This is a genomic window from Bradyrhizobium tropiciagri, from assembly GCF_001189845.1.
Classification (GTDB): Bacteria; Pseudomonadota; Alphaproteobacteria; order Rhizobiales; family Xanthobacteraceae; genus Bradyrhizobium; species Bradyrhizobium tropiciagri.
Genome location: NZ_LFLZ01000072.1, coordinates 12,207 through 25,164 on the forward strand (window position 1 = coordinate 12,207; position 12,958 = coordinate 25,164).

Below are 12,958 nucleotides of genomic sequence, written 5' to 3' on the forward strand. Positions count from 1 at the left end.
GCGATGGTGCTCAGGGTCGACGAATATGTCAGGTCAGATGCAACAGAGCTCGCCCGTCTGGTCAGGATTGGCGAGATCGCAGCAACCGAATTGCTGGAGGTCGCTACAGCCCAGCTCGCGCGCTTGAACCCGATGCTCAATGCCGTCAATCGGCCGATGCTGGTCGAGGCGCAAGCGCGGGTGCAGCAACCGCTCGCCGGGCCGCTGGCCGGCGTTCCCATGCTGATCAAGGATGCGATCCAGGATTATGCCGGGCTCGCGACCTCCAACGGCAGCCGTGGGTTCTGCCGCATCGTACCCGGGCAGCATTCCACATTCGTGCAACGGCTGCTCGATGCGGGTGCGGTGATCATCGGCAAATCGAACACGCCGGAGTTGGCGCTCAAGGGCGTCACCGATCCCAAGGCGTTTGGCGTCACGCGAAATCCGTGGGATCTCTCGCGCACGGCCGGCGGTTCCAGCGGCGGCTCGGCCGCGGCCGTCGCAGCAGGCATTGTGCCGATGGCCGGAGCCAATGACGGCGGCGGCTCGATCCGAATTCCGGCGGCCTGCTGCGGCCTGTTCGGCTTGCGGCCCTCGCGTGGCCGCGTTCCGCCCGGGCCGGCTGTCGGCGAAATCTGGGAAGGCGCCTCGAGTGATCACGTCCTGACCCGCAGCGTGCGGGACTCGGCGCTGGCGCTCGACGTTCTCTCTGGACCCGAGCAGGGCGATCCGTTCGTCATTGCGCCGCCGGTTGGCAGTTTCGTCGAGATGGCCGCGCGCGAGCCGGGCCGCCTGCGTGTGGCCTTCAGCGCGGCGTCTCCTCTGGATACCGACGTGCATCCGGAAGCCGTGAAGGCGGTCAATCATGCAGCCGAATTGCTCAGCTCACTCGGACACGACGTCGTCGAGGAGCGTCCCAAATACGACGGGCCGGCGCTCGCTCGCTGCTATCTCGAGATGTATTTCGGACAAGTCGCGGCAACGCTCGCGGACGCGCGCGCGGCCGGCGCCCGGAGTGCGGATTTCGAGCTTGCGACCCTGCTCCTCGAGGTGCTCGGCAAAGCCCGCAGCGCCGGCGCTTATGTGCGCAGTCATCGGCGCTGGAACGAGTTCGCGCGCGGCCTTGGCGAATTTCACCAGCGCTACGACGTGTTTCTGACCCCGGCGATCGCCTTTCCGCCCGTCGACCATGCGGCTACTGTGATGCCCGCGGCTCAGCAGAACGTTCTGGCGTTTCTGCTCAATACCGGCCTGCTCGGCGTCATGGCTCGCCTCGGCCTCATGGAAGGCGCGCTTGCCAGGCTTTCGCGTCAGAACCTGACCCTCACGCCCTTTACGCAGCTTGCCAATCTGACGGGTGTGCCTGCCATGAGTGTACCACTGCATCGAACGGTCGACGGTCTGCCGCTCGGCGTGCAATTCATCGCCGCGTTCGGCAACGAAGCGCTTCTCCTGCAACTCGCCACGCAACTGGAGTGCGCGCAGCCCTGGATGGAGCGGCTGCCGGCGCTCGCCATTCCACAATGAGCCGCCATGACGTCACGGCCTGGTCTCGCGCACGTGGCACCTGCTGTCGAACCCGCATGAGCCGATCGCGGAAAAAAGAAAGGGGCTCCAACTTGCGCTGGAGCCCCTCAACGGCCCGGACATTGCCGGGTATGTGCCCGGACCGTAGTTCTGGACCTGGCCCCGGAGGGAGCCAGAGTCCCGGGAGAACTCACATGTTGTAAGCGCGCTCCGTGTGCTCGGTGATGTCGAGGCCTTCACGCTCGGTCTCGACGTTGGCACGCAGGCCGACGATCACGTCGACGATCTTGTAGAGGATCGCCGAACCGATGCCCGACCACACCAGCGTGGTGCTGACGCCCCAGAGCTGCGAGATCATCTGCGCCGCGAAGTCGTAATCGGCGACCTTCGGCGGGATCGCGGTGTAGTCGATGATGCCGGCGCCACCGAGCGCCGGGTTGACCAGGATGCCGGTGCCGAGCGCGCCGACGATGCCGCCGATGCAGTGGACGCCGAACACGTCGAGCGAGTCGTCATAGCCGAGTGCGTTCTTCACCACGGTGCAGAAGAACAGGCAGACCACGCCGACCACGAGGCCGAGCACGATGGCGCCCATCGGACCGGCATAGCCGGCCGCCGGCGTCACCGCGACGAGGCCCGCGACCGCGCCCGAGAGCGCGCCGAGCAACGAGGGATGGCCCTTGATGATCCATTCCGCGAACATCCAGGACAACGCCGCCGCGGCGGTTGCCACGAAGGAGTTGGTCATGGCGAGCGCAGCGCCGCCATTGGCTTCGAGGTTGGAGCCGGCGTTGAAGCCGAACCAGCCGACCCAGAGTAGCGAGGCGCCGATCATGGTCATGGTCAGCGAGTGCGGAGCCATCAGCTCCTTGCCGTAGCCGGTGCGCTTGCCGATCAGCAGCGCGCCGACCAGGCCGGCGATGCCGGCGTTGATGTGCACGACGGTGCCGCCGGCGAAGTCGATCGCACCCTTCTTGAAGATCCAGCCGGCGTCGGCGTTGATCGCGTCGAGGGCGCCTGCGCCTTCGTCTTGGCATCGCCGTCAGCCGCGGCGGCGAGCGCCTTGGCAGCATCCTGGATCGCGTCCGGGCCCGGCCAGTACCAGACCATGTGCGCGATCGGGAAGTAGATCACGGTGACCCAGATCGGGATGAACAGCGCGATCGCCGCGAACTTCATCCGTTCGGCAAAGGCGCCGACGATGAGGGCCGGCGTGATCGCCGCGAAGGTCATCTGGAAGCAAACGTAAACCAGCTCCGAGATGTTGGCGTCGACCGAGAAGGTCGCGGCCTTCGAGTCCGGCGTGACGCCCATCAGGAAGGCCTTGGAGAAGCCGCCGATGAAGTCGGAGCCGCCGGTGAAGGCGAGGCTGTACCCGTAGAGGGCCCAGAGCACGGTGACGATGCAGACCGTGTAGAACACCTGCGCCAGCACCGAGAGCATGTTCTTGGAGCGGACGAGACCGCCATAGAACAGCGCGAGGCCCGGGATGGTCATCAACAGCACCAGCACCGTCGATGTCAGCATCCAGGCGTTGTCGCCCTTGTTGACGGTTGGCTCGGCGTAGGCGGCGGTTGCGGCAAACAGGCCGACTGCGAGGGCCGCCAGTCCCGCGCCATAGGGACGCTTGAACGTCATGTCATATTACTCCTGAGGTCTTAAGGTTTGAGCGCGAAATCAGAGGGCCGCCGCATCGGCCTCGCCGGTGCGGATGCGCACGGCGTGCTCGAGGCTGATGACGAAGATCTTGCCGTCGCCGATCTGTCCGGTCTTGGCGGCGGAGGTGATGGCGTCGATGGTCTTGTCGACCTGGTCGGAGCCGACTGCGACCTCGATCTTGATCTTGGGCAGGAAGCTCACGGCATATTCGGCGCCGCGATAGATTTCCGTGTGACCCTTCTGACGGCCGTACCCCTTGACTTCCGTCACCGTGAGACCGTGAACGCCAATGGCGGTCAGGGCGTCACGGACCTCTTCCAGTTTGAATGGCTTAATGATTGCCATAACAATTTTCATGAGTCCTATCCCCGCTTGGGCCCGGTGCGAACGAACACCGGGAGTTTCGACTGAGGTTCACCACGCGGAGGACTTCCACTACGCGGGCACAGCCGGGACCCTTAGAATCAAATGCCGTGCCAACCGGCCGGAGTTCGCTAATGGATTATGAATCCGGATATTTTCCCGCGTTGCGGGAGCAGGGTGCCCCTGCGCTATTCCGTCGCGCCTAAAATCTAATCAGGCCGGCTCAATTCGTGAGCAAACCAGGGTCCGGACACAATTCTGCTTAGCAGGGGAGCAGTGATAGGTATTCAAATAGGGCGGTGCCGGACCATTAGACCATTAGGCGGCGTCGCGCGCCGCGAAGACCTTGTCGATCAAGCCCCATTCGAGCGCCTGCTGCGCGGACATGAAGTGATCGCGGTCCAGCGTCCGCTCGACGTCGGCCTCGGTGCGCCCGCAATGTTGCGCGTAAAGCCGGGTGATGCGCCGCTTGGTCTCCTGCATCTCGGTGGCGTGGATCAGGATGTCCGACGCCTGGCCCTGGAAGCCGCCGAGTGGCTGATGCACGTGGAGGCTCGCATTCGGGAGCGCGGCGCGGTGGCCGGGTTCGCCGGCCATCAGCAGGAACGAGCCCATCGAGCGCGCGGTGCCCATGCACAGCGTGTGCACCGGCGCCTTGATGAACTGCATGGTGTCGTACATCGCAAGCCCGCTGGTGATCACGCCGCCATAGGAGTTGATGTAGAGGTTGATCGGCTTGTTCGGGTTGTCGGCCTCGAGGAACAGCAGCTGGGCGCAGACCAGCCCGGACATCGCATCATTGACCTCGCCGTTCAGGAAGATGATGCGCTCGCGCAGCAGCCTGGAATAGATGTCGAAGGAGCGTTCGCCGCGGGGCGACTGTTCGACGACCATGGGGACGAGTTGCATCATGTCGCGCATCGGCGACCTCCATGTCTGCAGGTGATGAAATCTCAGCGGTGAAGTTCGCGATCAGGCCGCGCGCATCACGGTGCGGCGGTTGCTGTTGGCGGCCCGCGGCAGTCTTGCTCGCTCGTCGCAGGCTTGCTGGATGATGCGAAAGCGGGTGCCGCCGGCCTCGTTCGGCTCGATCCGGAAGGTGACATGGCTTTCGCGAAACGGCGGCTCGGACTCGCGGAGCCGGTAACGCACCTCTTCGCCCGTGATCGTTGCTTCCGGCTCGGCGCCGGCGAGATCGGCATCCGGCAGCCAGCGTTCGCGCAGCGCCGGAATGGTCACGGCGCGCCAGACTTTTTCAGGCGGCGCGTCGAGCTCGTATTCGAGTACCAGGGCTCTGTCCGCGTCAGGCTCGACTGTGTCGCTCATTGATCCATGTCCTTCAGCAGGTCGGAGAGCGCCTCGATGCGCTTCGGCCAATAGGCGCGGTAGCGGGCAAGCCAGGCCCCGATGCTGGCGATCCCGTCCGGGTCGACTTCATAATTCACGAAGCGGCCCTGCCGCTGCTCACGCACCAGGCCGGCCGCGCGCAGCACCGCGAGATGCTGCGACATCGCCGGCTGGCTGATCTCGAGGCCGTCGCGCAGGGCGCTGGCGTTCAGGCTGCCGCCAGCCAGCTTCTCGAACACCTTGCGGCGGGTCGGATCGGCCAGCGCCTTGAAGAGATCAGCTTCGATCATGCCGACACATAAGCATACACTTATGTGTCGCGCAAGTCATTCCGGTCATTTGCCGGACAGCTGCTTTTCCAGTCCGGCGGTATCGACCAGGTCCCAATGCTCCGCGAATCTGCTGCCCTCAACGCGCCAGATGTCGATGGTCGCAAACGAGATCTTCTTGCCGGTGGCGGCAAATCCTCGAACGGTGCGGTCGTGCGTTGCCGTGTAGATGCAGCGCGCGACGACCTTGTCGCCGTCGATGATGCGATCCTCGATGTGCATTTGAATATCGGGCCAGGTTTCCTGAATGCGATGAAAGTTTTCGACCTGCGCGGCCAGCCCGGACGGGCTGCGCCCTGAGTGCTGGATATAGGTCTCGGTGAAAATTGCTGGGAATGCGGTCGTGTCGTGTGCATTGACGGCGGCCGCATAGCGATCGAGCAGCGCGGAATTCGCGGCGTTTGCATCGGCCGACGAGGCGGCTCGCGCCATCGTGCGTTGAGCGATCGCAACAGTTGCACCGGTGGCGAGGGCGAGAAAGAGGCGGCAATCGGTCATTTCAGGAGCTCTCCGGGACGCGAGGGTTAGAGGTCAAATCGCAGCGTTGCTGTTGCGACAAGCGACGTCACCGCGTGAATGCGGGCGATCAGCGCCCCGACAAGCGCAACCTCGATCCCGACGGACGCGATCGGTATCAAATGAGAGGTGGACCATCCAACTCCGGAGAGCCGAAGCGCGGTCAGAATGATATCGGCCAGCACCGAGCCGATCAGCGCCGCTCCCGCAGCGGCCGACAGCATGAACGATCGCTGCAGCCGGGTCTTGTCGAGCGCGCCCGACTGCATGCGGAACGCATAGACCCATCCGCACAGCCCGGTCATCAATGCCAGATAGAACGCATAGCGGTCGAACGCGTAGGCGATGACGCCGATATCCGGGAATCGTGCGGGCTCGCTCGTGGTCCAGCCCGTCGCCGCATACCACGCAACGCGCGCTTTCATGGCGGCGAATACGCCGAGCACGATCAGAACGACGATTGGTCCGACGGCCCGGGACCGCTTCAGCAGCGATGTCGCCGCAAATTGCGCGGCAATGATTTTCGTCGGGCCGAACAGCTCGATTGCGCGGCGCTCCGCCTCGATGGTGTCGCCGTCCGAATGGCGTTCCGCGGATTGGCGAAGGTGATCCTCGACCTCTTCGCACACCCGGCGCGACAATGACCGGTCAAACGACAGTTCATGCGCGAGCTGTTCGAGGTAATTGGCGATCAAGTGCGACACAGCTTGGGCTCCGTAAGAAGAGCTTCAATCGCGCTTGAGAACTGGACCCATGACGTTCTGCGTGCGGCCAGCGAGGCACTGCCGTGCTTGGTCAATGCGTAGACCCGGCGCCGGCGGCCAATCGGCGACTTTTCCCAATGGCTGGAGAGCAGTTGGGATGTCTCGAGGCGGTGCAACACCGGATAGACCGTGCCTTCCGGTAGATCGAAGGCGCCGCCGCTGCGGCGGCGGATTTCTTCGATGATCGCATAACCGTGCGCGGGGGCCGCCTCGAGCGCGGCGAGCACGATCATGTCGAGATGCCCTTTGAGCACTTCACCTTCCATACCTAGTATTGCTAGGCAATGGAAGGCTAGGTGTCAAGCATCGCGTGCCATGCTCCGGGACGTCGCGGCGTTCCGGTGCTTTGCATGGGGTTGTTTTGAGAGTTTGCCCTCGCGGCGCCTCATGAGTTCGGCCGCTTACTGCAGCGCCTCGCCGTGCTGCGAGATGTCGAGGCCTTCCATCTCCTGCTGCATCGAGACGCGCAGCGGGACGAAGGCAGAGACCAGCTTGAGCAGCACGAAGGTGACGCCGCCGCACCAGACGAATGTGACGGCGACGCCGTAGAGCTGGATCAGGAGCTGGCTCGGATTGCCCTCGAGCAGGCCCGAGGTGCCGCCGATCGCCGCCGACGCGAAGATGCCTGCGAGCAGCGTGCCGGTCAGGCCGCCGATGCCGTGCACGCCGAACACGTCGAGCGAGTCGTCATACTTGAAGCGATGCTTCAGCCAGGTACAGGCCCAGTAGCAGATCAGGCCGGCGAGGATGCCGATGATGACGCCGTGCCACGGCGCGACGAAACCGGATGCCGGGGTGATGGTGCCGAGCCCTGCGACCGCACCCGAGATCATGCCGAGCACCGACGGCTTGCGGCGCGTCGCCCATTCGATCGCGCCCCAGGTCAGCGCGCCGGCGCAGGCCGCAAGATGCGTCGCGGTGATCGCCATCACCGCGCGCGAATTGGCGGCGAGCGCCGAGCCGCCGTTGAAGCCGAACCAGCCGACCCAGAGCAGGCCGGTGCCGACCACGGCGAGCGACAGATCGAACGGCGACAGGTTGTCATGGCCATAGCCGTGCCGGTTACCCATCACCTTGGCCGCGACCAGGCCGCTGATTCCGGCGGACAGATGCACGACGAGGCCGCCGGCGAAATCCAGCACGCCCGCTGAGGCGAGGAAGCCGCCGCCCCACACCCAATGCGCCAGCGGCACATAGGCGAAGACGAACCAGCCGATCGAGAACAGCACATAGGCGGAGAACCGCATGCGGTCGGCGACCGAGCCCGCAACCAGCGCCACCGTGATGATCGCGAACGTCATCTGGTACAGCATGAACAGCGCTTCCGGGATGGTCTTCGCCGCCGGATTGACGCTGTCCATGGTGATGCCGGCCAGGAACCAGCTGTCGAGCGAGCCGAGCCAAGGACCGTTGCCGACGAAGGTCAGCGAATAGCCGAAGGTGACCCAGAGGATCGAGATCAGCGCGACGGCGGTGAGGCTCTGCGCCATCGTCGCCAGCACGTTCTTCTTGCGCACCATGCCGGAGTAGAACAGCGCGAGCCCCGGGATCGTCATCATCAGCACCAGCGCGGTGGCGACGATCATCCAGGCGGTGTCGGCGGCGTTGATGCCGGAGTTGGCTGCAGAGTCTTGTGCTGACGCCGGCATGCCCCACGCCAGCAGCATTGCAGCAGTGATCGGCGCAGCTGATATCGCTGCACGAAGAGCCCGTGCCCCCATCATCATTCCCCGGCGTGTCGTCGTTTCTTGGTGTGGATTTGTGACGTGCGCCGGCCTCGTTGCCGGCGACGGATTTGATAAAGCTCAGAGCGCGTCGCTATCGGTCTCGCCGGTGCGGATGCGCAGCGCGTGGTCGATCGGCGTCACGAAGATCTTGCCGTCGCCGATCTGGCCGGTGCGGGCGTGCTCGGTGATGACGCTGACCGCCTTGTCGGCGAGCTCGGTGTCGACGGCGATCTCGATCCTGAGCTTGGGCAGGAAATTCACGACATATTCGGCGCCGCGATAGATCTCGGTGTGGCCCTTCTGGCGGCCATAGCCCTTCACCTCGGTCACCGTCATGCCGTGAACGCCGATCGCGGTCAGGGCCTGGCGGACTTCGTCAAGCTTGAACGGTTTGATGATCGCGACGACGAGTTTCATGGTTCAGGCCTTTATTCCCTTGAAGTTTTCCCTGTGCGCCCCGTCCCCGGAGCGGCGCCTGCCGCCACCGGAGCGGCAATTTGTCGTCCCGCACATTTCGTGTCCGCCAAATCTGGCAGCTTTCTGGGCAAATGGCACAAAAAAGTTGCAGGTTGAAGGGGAAAACGTGCGCAGCGGGTGAACTCCGTCACTGTACGAGACGACAACCCTCCGCCAGAATATGGCTTTCCCGCCCCGGCCAGCGGTCCCGCTGGCTCGTTTCGCCTACCGCGCGCGACCTGCGCGCGCGCCCCGAGGAAACAAGAAATGTCGAACCGAAACTGGTTTTATGCATCCGAAGGCCAGCAAAAAGGCCCCCTGCCTGAAGCTCAGCTCCGCGACTTGATCACCCGTGGCATGGTGGGCGCCGATACGCTGGTGTGGACCGAGGGAATGGCCGGCTGGCAGAAGGCCGGGGAGATTCCAGGTCTTGTTCCGAGCGCAGGGGCGCCGCCGGCGTTTCCGCAGGCCGGTGGACCGCCGCCGGTTGCGGCATCGGCAAGCTACACTGGCGGCGCACTCTCGGCCGACTTCCCGATCTGGGGCCTGTTCGGACGCAGCGTGCTGATGTTCATCGGCCAGATCTTCGTCATCCCCGCGCCGTGGACCGCGACCGGCCTGTATCGCTTTGCGATTCCCTATATTCGCGTGCCGGGCCGGCCGCACCTCGCTTTCACCGGGCAGCCACTCGACATCTGGTACGTCTTCATCGTGCTCGGCCTTTTGACCTATGCGGGGGCGGCCCAGAGCACGATCGTGTCGCTGCTCTCGCTGGTGGTGCAGGGCTTCCTGAGCTGGATGATCGTTCGCTGGATCTTCGGCCGTCTCAGCTCGAGCGGCCAGGACCTGCCGATCTCGTTCAACGGCAGCCCGGCCGCCTATGTCGGCTGGTACGTGCTGATGGTGATCGCGTCCATCACCATCATCGGCTGGGCCTGGGTGATGACCGCATGGCTGCGCTGGATCTGCCGCAACGTCGAAGGCACGCGCCGCGAGGTCACCTTCAATGCCTCCGGCCTCGACGTGCTCTGGCGAACCATCGTGTTCGCGGTTGCTTGCGGCTTCCTGATCCCGATTCCGTGGGTGCTGCGCTGGTACGCCAACTGGTTCATCTCGCAATTCGCGTTGACCGAGCGCGGCGCTCACGCCGACGCGTAAGCGTCCTAGACCTTGCGTTCGCGCACGGATCCTTCTTGCGCGACCGACGCCACCAGCGTGCCGTCGGGCTTGAAGATCTGGCCGCGGGTCAGACCGCGGCCAGACTGTGCGCTCGGCGAATCCTGCGCGTAGAGCAGCCATTCGTCGGCGCGGAACGGGCGGTGAAACCACATCGCGTGGTCGAGGCTCGCCGGCATCATGCGCCGGTCGAACAGCGTGCGGCCATAGCGCGCCATCACGGCATCGAGCAGCGAGAAATCCGACGCATAAGCGAGCGCGCACAGATGCAGCGCCGGATCGTCGGGCAGCTTGGCCGCGGTGCGGATCCAGACATGGATGCGGCCGTCGTCGATCTTCTGGCCGAAATAACGGCCGAGCTCGACCGGGCGCAGCTCGATCGGCCGGTCGCTCTCATAGTAGCGGCGGATGAACTCCGGCATCTCCTTGAACATCGGCTGCTTCGACACTTCCTCCGCGGTCAGCTTCTCCGGCGGCGGCACGTCGGGCATCTTCTCCTGGTGATTGAAGTTGCTCTCTTCGTCGGAATGGAACGAGACCATGATGGAGAAGATCGCGTTGCCGTGCTGGATCGCGGTGACGCGGCGAGTGGTGTAGCTCTTGCCGTCGCGCAGCCGCTCGACCTGGTAGATGATCGGGATCTGCGGATCGCCGGGCAGGATGAAGTAGCAATGGATCGAATGCGGCAGTCGCCCTTCGACGGTGCGGCACGCCGCGACCATAGCCTGACCGATCACCTGGCCGCCGAACACGCGCTGCCAGCTCGTCTTCGGGCTGTTGCCGCGGAACAAATTCACCTCGAGCTGCTCGAGATCGAGGATGGACAGCAGGTCGATCAGGCTCTTGGACATTCGGTGGCTTTCGGTTGGTTAAACCGTCATTCCGGGGCGATGCGACAGCATCGAACCCGGAATCTCGAGATTCCGGGTTCTCGCTGCGCGAGCCCCGGAATGACGATCGGGCTTGTTTCTGCCCCCTGTTTCGCCCAGCTATTATCAGGTAGCAAGCACAGTCTGATGGCGTCGGGCGCGTAAGGAAAAGGCATGCCGGCACAACGAAGTATCGTGATCTGCGGGGGCGCATTTGCGGGGCTGGCGCTGGCGGTGGCGTTGCGCCAGGGGCTCGGGCCGGACATCCCGGTCATCGTGGCCGATCCAGCGCTGAGCCAGCGCCCGAGCCGCGATCCGCGCGCGACCGCGATCGTGGCGGCCTGCCGGCGGCTGTTCGAGACCCTCGGCGTCTGGGGTCAGGTGGCGCCGACCGCGCAGCCGATCACGGATATGGTCGTGACCGACTCCAAGCTGGAGGACGCGACGCGTCCGGTGTTCCTGACCTTCGCCGGCAATGTCGAGCCCGGCGAGCCGTTCGCCCATATGGTCGAGAACCGCTATCTGATCGATGCGCTGGCGGCGCGCGCCGAGGCCGAGGGCGTCGAGCTACGTGCCACCGCGGTGTCGACATCAGAGTCACGCCCCGACGGCGTCAGCGTGCGGCTGGCCGACGGCACCGAGATCGATGCGAGCCTTCTGGTCGCCGCCGACGGCGCACGCTCGAAGCTGCGCGAGCGCGCCGGGATTGCGACCCATGGCTGGGACTATGATCAATCCGGCATCGTGGTCACGGTCGGGCATGAGCGCGAGCATCACGGCCGCGCCGAGGAGCATTTCCTGCCGGCAGGCCCGTTCGCGATCCTGCCGCTGACCGGCAACCGCTCATCGCTGGTGTGGACCGAGACGCGCAAGGACGCCGCGCGTATTGTCGCCTCGAATGAAGAGCAATTCCACGCCGAGCTCGAGCAGCGTTTTGGTTTGCACCTCGGCGAGATCAAGGCGCTCGACAAGCCGCGCGCATTTCCGCTCGGCTATTTCGTCGCGCGCTCGTTCATCGCCGAACGGCTGGCGCTGATCGGCGACGCCGCGCATGTGATCCATCCGATCGCGGGGCAGGGGCTCAATATGGGCCTGAAGGATGTCGCAGCATTGGCCGAGGTCGTGGTCGATGCGGCGCGGCTCGGCATGGATCTCGGGCAGGCCGACGTGCTCGAGCGCTATCAGCGCTGGCGGCGCTTCGACACCATGGCGATGGGCGTTGCCACCAATTCGCTGAACTTCCTGTTCTCCAACGAATCGACGCTGCTGCGCACCGTGCGCGACATTGGCCTCGGCCTCGTCGATCGCGCGCCGCCACTGAAGAGCATGTTCATCCGCCAGGCGGCAGGATTGTCAGGCGAAGTGCCGCGGCTGCTGAAGGGTGAGGCGCTGTAGAGTTGTGATAGGCCGCAAAACGATTCGTCGTTTACTGGCTGCATCATTCCTGATGTTTCTGCAGGTCACCGACGCTTCGGCCATGATGGCGACGCCGCAGCCATTCGACACGCCTGTCCCGGAAGCGTGGCTTGCACCTCTCACACGCTTCCTGACCGGTCTGAACGTTGCTGATGCGGTAGCTACCGCCGAATTGAGCCGGGCGGTTGCCTTGCAGAATCAGGCTGGCGGTCCAGAAATGATGATTATTAGGGTCAGGCACAAGGAGGCCTGCACGGTCGATGAGGACGAGTGCCTTACGATCATCGCTCACATCGAGAACAACGAACTTGTCTCCGATGCGATGTTCTTCGCTGGCGACAAAATAAGCTATGGCGACCATAAGCCCCAGCTTCCGGGCGTGCGGTCATTGCCGATTTTCTTTTACAGCAGGCATCAGGTTGTTGCGGTGGTCGTCACTGCAAAGGGGCTTGTGATCACCGGTCATCCGGCTCCGTAGCCCCGATCGAGCTGCGCGAAATCCGGGGACCGGACTTTCCACGGTGAGATTTTCCCGGATTGCGCTGCGCTTCATCCGGGCTACGCGATCACATCAATCGATCTTGCGTGCCTCTTCCGGCAGCATGATCGGGATGCCGTCGCGGATCGGATAGGCGAGCTTTGCGGAGCGCGAGATCAGCTCCTGCCGTGCGGCGTCGAATTCCAGCGGTCCCTTGGTGATCGGGCACACCAGAATTTCGAGCAGCTTTGGGTCGGCGGTGCTTTCGAGGTGATCGGTCGTCGAATTCATTGCGGTCTCCGGCTGCAGCGTTTTCGAGCGAAGTGGGTACCGGTTCGCGTGAAGAAAA

15 protein-coding genes and 1 pseudogene are annotated in these 12,958 nt (G+C 64.3%); 4 read left to right on the plus strand and 12 right to left on the minus strand.

Annotation, left to right across the window (positions count from 1 at the left end; all coding sequences use genetic code 11):
- Window positions 1–3 precede the first annotated feature (3 nt).
- Entirely contained in the window at window positions 4–1,509 is a 1,506-nt protein-coding gene (locus AKN84_RS36140) for an amidase (RefSeq protein WP_050425205.1), read from the plus strand.
- 190 nt (window positions 1,510–1,699) lie between these two features.
- On the opposite strand, the pseudogene AKN84_RS36145 reads toward AKN84_RS36140, so the two are convergent.
- The 10 genes and pseudogenes from AKN84_RS36145 to AKN84_RS36190 form a co-directional block, all read right to left on the minus strand.
- Window positions 1,700–3,147, minus strand: a pseudogene (locus tag AKN84_RS36145) (ammonium transporter).
- 39 nt (window positions 3,148–3,186) lie between these two features.
- A complete protein-coding gene (locus AKN84_RS36150) occupies window positions 3,187–3,525 on the minus strand; it encodes a P-II family nitrogen regulator (RefSeq protein ID WP_021082517.1) in 339 nt (112 codons plus the stop codon).
- A gap of 324 nt (window positions 3,526–3,849) precedes the next feature.
- Window positions 3,850–4,452 (minus strand): ATP-dependent Clp protease proteolytic subunit, encoded by a 603-nt coding sequence (locus AKN84_RS36155; protein WP_050425206.1) that lies wholly within the window; start codon window positions 4,450–4,452, stop codon window positions 3,850–3,852.
- Window positions 4,453–4,503: 51 nt separating this feature from the next.
- Window positions 4,504–4,857, minus strand: coding sequence for an SRPBCC family protein (locus AKN84_RS36160; protein ID WP_050425207.1), 354 nt, complete (start codon window positions 4,855–4,857; stop codon window positions 4,504–4,506).
- Complete coding sequence (locus tag AKN84_RS36165) at window positions 4,854–5,168, minus strand: ArsR/SmtB family transcription factor (protein WP_050425208.1); 315 nt, start codon at window positions 5,166–5,168, stop codon at window positions 4,854–4,856. The genes AKN84_RS36160 and AKN84_RS36165 overlap by 4 nt, the downstream gene beginning before the upstream one ends.
- Before the next feature lie 45 nt (window positions 5,169–5,213).
- Window positions 5,214–5,705: an ester cyclase gene (locus AKN84_RS36170; RefSeq protein WP_050425209.1), complete on the minus strand. Its 492-nt coding sequence runs from the start codon at window positions 5,703–5,705 to the stop codon at window positions 5,214–5,216.
- A gap of 26 nt (window positions 5,706–5,731) precedes the next feature.
- Window positions 5,732–6,427: a hypothetical protein gene (locus AKN84_RS36175; protein WP_128971464.1), complete on the minus strand. Its 696-nt coding sequence runs from the start codon at window positions 6,425–6,427 to the stop codon at window positions 5,732–5,734.
- Window positions 6,415–6,753: a PadR family transcriptional regulator gene (locus AKN84_RS36180; RefSeq protein WP_050425211.1), complete on the minus strand. Its 339-nt coding sequence runs from the start codon at window positions 6,751–6,753 to the stop codon at window positions 6,415–6,417. The genes AKN84_RS36175 and AKN84_RS36180 overlap by 13 nt, the downstream gene beginning before the upstream one ends.
- Window positions 6,754–6,888: 135 nt before the next feature.
- Window positions 6,889–8,208: an ammonium transporter gene (locus AKN84_RS36185; RefSeq protein WP_050425235.1), complete on the minus strand. Its 1,320-nt coding sequence runs from the start codon at window positions 8,206–8,208 to the stop codon at window positions 6,889–6,891.
- 84 nt (window positions 8,209–8,292) lie between these two features.
- Window positions 8,293–8,631 carry a P-II family nitrogen regulator gene (locus tag AKN84_RS36190; RefSeq protein WP_050425212.1) on the minus strand — a complete coding sequence of 113 codons (339 nt, stop codon included), beginning with the start codon at window positions 8,629–8,631 and terminating at the stop codon, window positions 8,293–8,295.
- A gap of 306 nt (window positions 8,632–8,937) precedes the next feature.
- Between AKN84_RS36190 and AKN84_RS36195 the strand changes: the two genes are divergently transcribed.
- Window positions 8,938–9,828, plus strand: coding sequence for a DUF4339 domain-containing protein (locus AKN84_RS36195; RefSeq protein ID WP_050425213.1), 891 nt, complete (start codon window positions 8,938–8,940; stop codon window positions 9,826–9,828).
- 5 nt (window positions 9,829–9,833) lie between these two features.
- On the opposite strand, the gene tesB is transcribed toward AKN84_RS36195, so the two are convergent.
- Window positions 9,834–10,697, minus strand: a complete 864-nt coding sequence (tesB, locus tag AKN84_RS36200) for an acyl-CoA thioesterase II (RefSeq protein ID WP_050425214.1) — start codon at window positions 10,695–10,697, stop codon at window positions 9,834–9,836.
- 192 nt (window positions 10,698–10,889) lie between these two features.
- Here tesB and AKN84_RS36205 point away from each other — a divergent pair, with 192 nt between their 5' ends.
- Both AKN84_RS36205 and AKN84_RS36210 read left to right on the plus strand, forming a co-directional pair.
- The gene (locus AKN84_RS36205) at window positions 10,890–12,110 is read left to right on the plus strand and encodes a ubiquinone biosynthesis hydroxylase (protein ID WP_050425215.1); all 1,221 of its coding nucleotides are present in this window, start codon (window positions 10,890–10,892) and stop codon (window positions 12,108–12,110) included.
- A gap of 52 nt (window positions 12,111–12,162) precedes the next feature.
- Window positions 12,163–12,609, plus strand: a complete 447-nt coding sequence (locus AKN84_RS36210; protein ID WP_050425216.1) for a hypothetical protein — start codon at window positions 12,163–12,165, stop codon at window positions 12,607–12,609.
- Between the two features lie 93 nt (window positions 12,610–12,702).
- On the opposite strand, the gene AKN84_RS36215 is transcribed toward AKN84_RS36210, so the two are convergent.
- Window positions 12,703–12,900, minus strand: coding sequence for a Trm112 family protein (locus AKN84_RS36215; protein ID WP_018269337.1), 198 nt, complete (start codon window positions 12,898–12,900; stop codon window positions 12,703–12,705).
- Window positions 12,901–12,958 lie beyond the last annotated feature (58 nt).